Source organism: Clostridium uliginosum (assembly GCF_900112485.1).
Taxonomy (GTDB): Bacteria; Bacillota; Clostridia; order Clostridiales; family Clostridiaceae; genus Clostridium; species Clostridium uliginosum.
The window spans coordinates 1-7,491 of record NZ_FOMG01000057.1 but is presented as its reverse complement, the minus strand read 5'-3'; the positions used below and the strand labels follow the sequence as shown (position 1 = coordinate 7,491).

The window sequence follows — 7,491 nt, the reverse complement described above, 5'->3', positions numbered from 1 at the left end:
CTTCATCGCTCGACTTGCATGTGTTAGGCACGCCGCCAGCGTTCGTCCTGAGCCAGGATCAAACTCTCATTAAAAAGTTTAATCTTAGCTTACTCTAAAAAGAATTGCTGGTTTACTTAAATGTATTTATCTATATTCTGTTCAATTTTCAAAGACCATATTCTTTCGCTTCCAACATTACGTTGTCGGCTTTTGTTTTAACTTGTCACCCTCAAGCGACTTTATTAGTATATCACTTGGTTTAGATCTTGTCAATAAGTTTTTTAAAACTTTCAAACCGTTCTTTCCAGAATGTTTTTCTTGTTCTTAACTTGTTGTCTGCATCTCTTAGCGACGTGTTTTATCTTACCATATATTGTTTCTATAGCTAATATTATATTCCCCATATGTTAAATTTACTCTCAAAATGCTACATTATTCTTCTTTTTTCTAACTCACGTTAATCCTGACACACTAGGAAAGGTTATCTAATAAATAGCTGTTATAAATGTTATTTGTTCTTAGTTATTAAAGAAATTTCAATAAATAATAATACATTTGAACAAGTAGTTGTAATAGTAGTAGTAGATGATGTAATGACTTTATTAGAACAATCACTAATACAAATGCCAAATGGATATTCACAGGCTCATCCATTATAAGCCGTTATAGGTATCAATTAAAGGGGCCTCTTCCAATAGTTTTCTTATTACATGGCTCCCATTAGCAAACTTAAAAAACTAATGTAAGAATTATTGTAAGATATGATTTAGAATTTCAATATTCAGTTTACTCTCTTTCGCAATATGGTTATCTCTCAGTAATTTGCACGGCTATATTTTATTATATTAATCATTAGGCATTATAAAATAAATAACTAGTCAACAATTCTTAATATTTTTTGAACTAAACAAGGAAGTAAAAGTAGTTAATGCTACTCTTATTAGCTACCTTTACTAACTCAGTATAGTTCAAAAAAGGCAAGAAGACTGACTAGTTATTTATTTGGAGATACCTTAAGTAATTATTTAAACTATATTTGCTCATCATTAATATCATAAAAACTTTCACTTTTAAATATTCCTTTATAAATGAGATTCTATACTTTCTTTTATCTTTTCTTTTGGTAAAAATCCTATCAATGTATCTATCTTTTCTCCGTCTTTAAAAATCATCATTGTTGGTACAGATGAAACTTGAAATTGTTTTGCCAAATCTAAGCTTTGATCTATATCAACTTTTATAAATTTAACCTTCTCATTCATTTCTTCTGATAACTCTTCCATTACTGGTGCTAACATTTTACAAGGACCACACCAAGTTGCAAAAAAATCTACAACTACAACTCCACTTTCTACTTCATCTTTAAATCTATGGCTATGCACTAATTTTAACATATTTATTCCTCCATTTTTATTCTTCTAAATATTACTTATTTTAAATATTTTTAACCTATTTGTTTTTTGATATACATTTTTTGAAATATTATTTTGTTAAATTTACTTAATACTATTTACATATATTTATATATCTTTTAAACTTCCCCTTACAAACATAGCATCTATCTATAATTTTAAATCCAGCGTCTATAATATGTTCATCCATGTTTTCAAATGTAACTATAATTAATTTATTTGCAATTTTACGAGCAGTTTTGATAATGTCTGTTTGCTTTTTTATTGTAGTTGGTGTAAATAATCCATATGGAAGATCTATAATAGCTACATCATATTTTCCTTCTATATTATTCATATCTCCATTAGTTATTACATTCTCATATCCAAAAAACTCTAAATTTCTTTTAGCATTTTCTGCAATATTATTATTAATTTCACATCCCTGTACATTAATATTCATTGAAAGAGCTTCAATTACAACTGTTCCAACTCCACAGCAAGGATCAATTAATTTATAATCTAAATTATTTTTAACTGCTATATTTACTAATGCTCTAGCTACTCTTAAGCTTATTGAATTAGAATATGAATATGGTTTTTTATCATGAATATGCCACTGATAATTGTTTCTCTCATATTTACCTAAAATCCATCTTCCATCAACCTTAGTTACTCCAATGATTACTTTAGGATTGTGCATTTCTGATTCACCAGTTACAACAAGTCCTATTTCCCTTATACTCCTAAGCCTTTCTTTATAATCCACATCTCCATTTTCAAGTTTTATATAACATACTTTAAAATCATCATAAGATAATTTATCTTCTATAACTTTATTTACTATTTTATCCAAAGAATCCTCTTCATATATTATTGAAATCATATCCTTTATAAAAGGACTTCTTGATGGATTAACATAACAATTAGAAAATAGATATTTCTCATTTGGAATTTTATTAAAAAGACATTTCATCTCCATCTTGCATAAGTTTTCTTCAAATACAGGATAATTAATAGAGTAAAAATATTTTTTACTGCTATCATTTTTATTTTTAATATTTAATAATTTTTTAATCAATTATATTCAACCTCTTCACCCTTTAAGATTTTGTATTACTACACATATTTTATATCATAATTAAATGAATAAGCTACTTATTATATAAATTCTATTATTATCTATCCGCAATTTTTTAGGCACATGAGTCAAGTTTCCTATATGAATTCCACCGTCCTGAATCTTTATATTACAATAATCAACATTCACTTAAAACATAACCTTTTATTTACATTATCAGATATCGTTTGCATACATTTTTTAATATTTTTACTATAAAATATTAAATATCATTCTTGTAGTTATTGTACCAATATGATATTATATCAATAATAAATATAATTATTTGATGATAATTTAATAATATATATTCTTTTTAATTATTACATTATCATTTATTTATTTTCAATAAGGGGGATATAATTTATGAAAAAGAAATTACTTTCAGGACTTTTAGCTTCAGTAATGGCCATAACATTTCTTGCTGGTTGTGGTGCAAACGGAGGTAAGGCTGATAATAGCGTAATTAAGATTGGCGCTATAGGTCCATTATCTGGAGCAGCATCTACTTATGGTATATCAGCAAAAGAAGGTGCAACATTATTAGAAACTGAAATCAATGATGCTGGTGGCATTAACGGAAAACAAATTAAATTCATTTTTGAAGATGATCAAGCGGAACCAAATTCAGCACTTCAAGCATTTAATAAGCTAGTAGATGATGAAAAGGTATGTGCAATCTTAGGACCCGTTACATCAGGTGCAACACTTGCAGTTGCTCCAAATTCAACTTCAAAAAGTATACCAATGATTACTCCAACAGCAACAGAACCAACGGTAACAAAAGTTGGTGGAGAATATATGTTTAGAGGATGTTTCGTGGATTCATTCCAAGGAGACGTTCTTGCAAAATATTCTAGCGAAACTTTAGGAAAGAAAACAGCTGCAGTATTATATAATGCTGGTTCAGATTACTCAAAAGGAATAGCTGATAGCTTTAAAGCAAAGTTTGAAGCTGCTGGTGGACAAGTTGGCGAATTTCTTACTTACAATAATGAAAAAGAAACTGATTTTAAAGCTCAATTAACTAAAATTAAGAGCTTAAATCCAGATGTATTAATATTACCTGATTATTATAACGTTGTTGCTCTTATTGCTAAACAAGCTAGAGGAATGGGAATCCAATCACAATTCCTTGGTGGAGACGGTTGGGAATCAGAAGATTTGGTTAAAATTGGTGGAGATGCGATAAATGGTGCGTTATATATTAATCATTACTATTCAGCCGATAAAGATGAGGCCGTTAAGAATTTCGTTGAATCTTACAAAAAAACATATAATAAAGAACCTGACTCCTTTGCAGCTCTTTCATACGATACAGCTAAAATCTTAGTTAAATCAATTGAAAAAGCTGGTAGCACAGATGGAGCGGCTATTAAAGATGCCTTATCTAAAATGGAAATGAATAGTGTTACAGGTAACATTAAGTTTAACAACGAAAGAACTGCTATAAAGAGTGCAGCTATCATCAAAGTTGATGGAGAAAATAAGATTTTAGCTACTAAGGTTAATCCTTAATATTTTAAAGGAGGAATATACTATGGAATTATTACAACAACTTATCAACGGATTAGCTTTAGGTAGCGTATATGCCCTCCTAGCATTGGGTTATACAATGGTATATGGAATTATACAACTTATAAACTTTGCACATGGTGAAATATATATGATAGGCGCCTTTGCAGGATTATATTCTGCTACAACTCTCGGATTATCATTAATACCAACATTATTAATAGCAATGGTAGCATCAGGACTAGCAGGTATTATTATAGAAAAGGTTGCTTATAAGCCATTAAGAAATTCTCCAAGAATAACTTTGCTTATAACAGCAATTGGCGTATCTTTATTTTTACAAAACGCCATGAGAATTTTAGTTGGATCTAATCCTAAACCATTTCCAGACCTAATTAATGCTGGATCAATTAATTTAGGACCCATTCAAATAGAATGGAAGACTATATTAATGATTGCAGTTTCTGCATCCTTTGTTATTTTACTTCAATTTATTGTTTATAAAACTAAAGTTGGAAAAGCCATGAGAGCATCATCTCAAGATATAGAAGCTGCTTCTCTTATGGGTATAAACGTTAATAATACTATATCTCTTACATTTGCTATAGGTTCTGCATTAGCTGGTATAGCCGGGGTTTTAGTTGCAATATCTTATCCTAGTATTACCCCTTATATGGGAGTTATGCCTGGTCTTAAGGCCTTTGTTGCAGCAGTACTTGGAGGAATCGGCAGTATACCTGGTGCTCTTCTTGGAGGAGTTGCTATTGGAGTTCTTGAGACATTTTCAAAAGCTTATATATCAACTAACTTCTCAGATGCAATTGTATTTGGAGTTTTAATTATAATACTCTTAATTAAACCTTCTGGTCTATTGGGTAATAAAACTAAGGAGAAAGTGTAGGTGATATATATGAAGGAGTTTTTTAAAAAGAAATCAATCCTAATTCTAGTATTAAGCTTAATAATATATGCTATTTTATTTGGATTAATTAGTACAAAAGTTATAAATTCTTATTATTCTGGAATTATTAATTTAGCGTTAATTAATATTATTTTAGCAGTTTCTTTAAACTTAATAGTTGGGTTTACTGGTCAATTATGTTTAGGACATGCTGGATTTATGTCAATTGGTGCTTATATGTCTGCTTTAATTACTCAAAAAACAGGTATGCCATTTATTGTTTCAATTATTATTGGGGCAATAGTTGCCTGTATCTTTGCAGCTTTAATAGGCTATCCTACTTTAAAACTTACAGGCGACTATTTTGCAATAACAACTTTAGCCTTTTGTGAAATCATTAGAATAGTTATTATGAATATCGATGCACTTGGTGGTGCTCGTGGACTTACAGGTATTCCAAAGAAAACTAATTTTACATTAGCATTTTTATTTGCCGTCGTTACCATAGTTATTATTTATAATATAATCCATTCATCCCAAGGTAGAGCAATGCTTTCAGTTCGTGAAAATGAAATAGCAGCTCAATCAATGGGCATTAATGCATTTAAATATAAGATGATGGCATTTACCATCGGTGCTTTCTTTGCTGGACTTGCTGGAGGACTTTATTCTCACTATATGGGATATATACAACCAGTATCATTCGACTTTAATAAATCAATAGACTTTTTAACTTTTGTTGTATTTGGTGGTATGGGATCACTTTCTGGTTCAATTATAGCTACTATAATCTTAACTTTCTTACCAGAACTTTTAAGAAGTATGCAAGATTTCAGGATGATAATCTATCCATTAGCCCTTATACTTCTTATGATTTTCAGACCTCAAGGATTATTTGGTGATAAAGAACTTTCACTTAAAATATTTAAAAGAAATACTAAAACTATTACAAAATCACAAACACATAATAGGAAGGAGGCTTAATTAAATGTTAAATGTTGAAAACTTGTCAATTGAATTTGGTGGATTAAAAGCAGTTTCTGACTTTAACCTTACTATAGATGAAAAGGAAATTGTGGGTCTTATTGGTCCTAATGGTGCTGGTAAAACTACTGTATTTAACATGTTAACTGGTGTATATAACCCAACTGAAGGTAGTATTTCATACCTTGGAGAAAGTATTAACGGACTTAAGCCTTATAATATTACTAAGAAGAAAATAGCAAGAACTTTTCAAAACATAAGATTATTTTCTAGCCTTACTGTTCTTGATAATGTAAAAGTAAGTTTTAATTATAGAGTTAATTATTCTCTGTTTGATTCTATCCTTAGAACACCTAAATTTAAAAAAGAAGAAAAATTAATTGAAGACAAGAGTATCGAATTACTAAAAGCGTTCTCTCTAGATACAAAGAAAGATGAACTATCAAAAAATCTTCCTTATGGTGAGCAAAGAAAACTTGAAATAGTAAGGGCTCTAGCTGCTAAACCATCTTTGTTATTATTAGATGAGCCTGCTGCTGGAATGAATCCTCAAGAAACTTTAGAACTTATGGATCTTATAAATTGGATCAAAGATAAATTCCATATATCAGTTCTATTGATAGAGCATGATATGAAGCTTGTTATGGGGATTTGTGATAAAATAGCAGTTCTTGATTATGGAAAGAAAATTGCTGAAGGTACTCCTAATGAGATTAAAAACAATTCTAAGGTAATTGAAGCTTACCTTGGAGAGGGGGCATAAACAATGCTAAAAATAGATAATATTAACCTATATTATGGTGTTATTCATGCATTAAAAGATATCTCTCTTGAAGTAAAACAAAGTGAAATAGTAACTTTAATAGGAGCTAATGGTGCTGGTAAAAGTTCAACACTTAGGGCTATATCAGGCTTAGAGCCTCTAAAATCTGGTACTATTACATTTAAGGGAACACTATTAAATAAAGTTCCAGCAAATAAAATAGTTTCTTTGGGTCTTTCTCATGTACCTGAAGGCAGAAGAATATTTCCTGATTTAACTGTTAGAGAAAATTTAGAACTAGGTGCTTATTTAAGAAAAGATAAAGCTGGAATTAAAGAAGATATGGATATGATATTTTCTAAATTTCCAAGACTAAAAGAAAGAGAAAAACAATTATCAGGTACTCTCTCTGGTGGTGAACAACAAATGCTTGCAATAGGTAGAGCCTTAATGAATAGACCAGAAATGCTTATACTAGATGAGCCTTCAATGGGACTTGCTCCACTTGTTGTTAAAGATATTTTCGATACAATTGTTGAAGTTAACAAATCAGGTACAACTATACTTCTAGTTGAACAAAATGCTAATATGGCACTTGCTATTGCTGATAGAGCTTATGTTCTTGAAACTGGTACTATAACAACATCAGGAGATGCTAAAGCATTGCTTAATGATGATGTTATAAGAAGTGCTTATCTTGGAGAATAATTTCTTTTCTATAATGAAAATAAGAGGCTGTTTCAGAATTACCAAGTGAAGTAATAACAAAGAAATAGAAATAACATTTATTAAAGAAGACTAGAAAAATTTCGCTAATAGTTTCTAACATTTAAAG

The 7,491-nt window shown here is 29.7% G+C and carries 8 protein-coding genes and 1 rRNA gene; 6 read left to right on the top strand and 3 right to left on the bottom strand.

Annotated elements, in window-relative coordinates:
- Positions 1 to 74: ribosomal RNA gene (locus tag BM027_RS17715) — 16S ribosomal RNA — on the bottom strand; the annotation flags it as partial.
- A gap of 420 nt (positions 75 to 494) precedes the next feature.
- On the opposite strand from BM027_RS17715, the gene BM027_RS18335 reads away from it, so the two are divergent.
- Complete coding sequence (locus tag BM027_RS18335; RefSeq protein WP_175560026.1) at positions 495 to 641, top strand: hypothetical protein; 147 nt, start codon at positions 495 to 497, stop codon at positions 639 to 641.
- A gap of 423 nt (positions 642 to 1,064) precedes the next feature.
- Here BM027_RS18335 and trxA read toward each other — a convergent pair whose 3' ends face one another.
- Both trxA and BM027_RS17705 read right to left on the bottom strand, forming a co-directional pair.
- Positions 1,065 to 1,376 (bottom strand): thioredoxin, encoded by a 312-nt coding sequence (trxA, locus tag BM027_RS17710; RefSeq protein ID WP_090094497.1) that lies wholly within the window; start codon positions 1,374 to 1,376, stop codon positions 1,065 to 1,067.
- A gap of 112 nt (positions 1,377 to 1,488) precedes the next feature.
- On the bottom strand, positions 1,489 to 2,454 hold the full coding sequence (locus BM027_RS17705; protein ID WP_242943365.1) for a TRM11 family SAM-dependent methyltransferase: 966 nt from the start codon (positions 2,452 to 2,454) through the stop codon (positions 1,489 to 1,491).
- Between the two features lie 405 nt (positions 2,455 to 2,859).
- Between BM027_RS17705 and BM027_RS17700 the strand changes: the two genes are divergently transcribed.
- From BM027_RS17700 to BM027_RS17680, 5 genes are read left to right on the top strand one after another with little or no spacing between them, the layout of a single operon-like run.
- On the top strand, positions 2,860 to 4,011 hold the full coding sequence (locus BM027_RS17700; protein ID WP_090094496.1) for an ABC transporter substrate-binding protein: 1,152 nt from the start codon (positions 2,860 to 2,862) through the stop codon (positions 4,009 to 4,011).
- A gap of 22 nt (positions 4,012 to 4,033) precedes the next feature.
- Entirely contained in the window at positions 4,034 to 4,909 is an 876-nt protein-coding gene (locus BM027_RS17695; RefSeq protein ID WP_090094495.1) for a branched-chain amino acid ABC transporter permease, read from the top strand.
- Between the two features lie 9 nt (positions 4,910 to 4,918).
- Complete coding sequence (locus BM027_RS17690; protein ID WP_090094498.1) at positions 4,919 to 5,893, top strand: branched-chain amino acid ABC transporter permease; 975 nt, start codon at positions 4,919 to 4,921, stop codon at positions 5,891 to 5,893.
- 4 nt (positions 5,894 to 5,897) lie between these two features.
- Positions 5,898 to 6,656, top strand: a complete 759-nt coding sequence (locus tag BM027_RS17685; protein WP_090094494.1) for an ABC transporter ATP-binding protein — start codon at positions 5,898 to 5,900, stop codon at positions 6,654 to 6,656.
- Positions 6,657 to 6,659: 3 nt separating this feature from the next.
- The gene (locus tag BM027_RS17680; protein ID WP_090094493.1) at positions 6,660 to 7,364 is read left to right on the top strand and encodes an ABC transporter ATP-binding protein; all 705 of its coding nucleotides are present in this window, start codon (positions 6,660 to 6,662) and stop codon (positions 7,362 to 7,364) included.
- Positions 7,365 to 7,491: the final 127 nt, after the last annotated feature.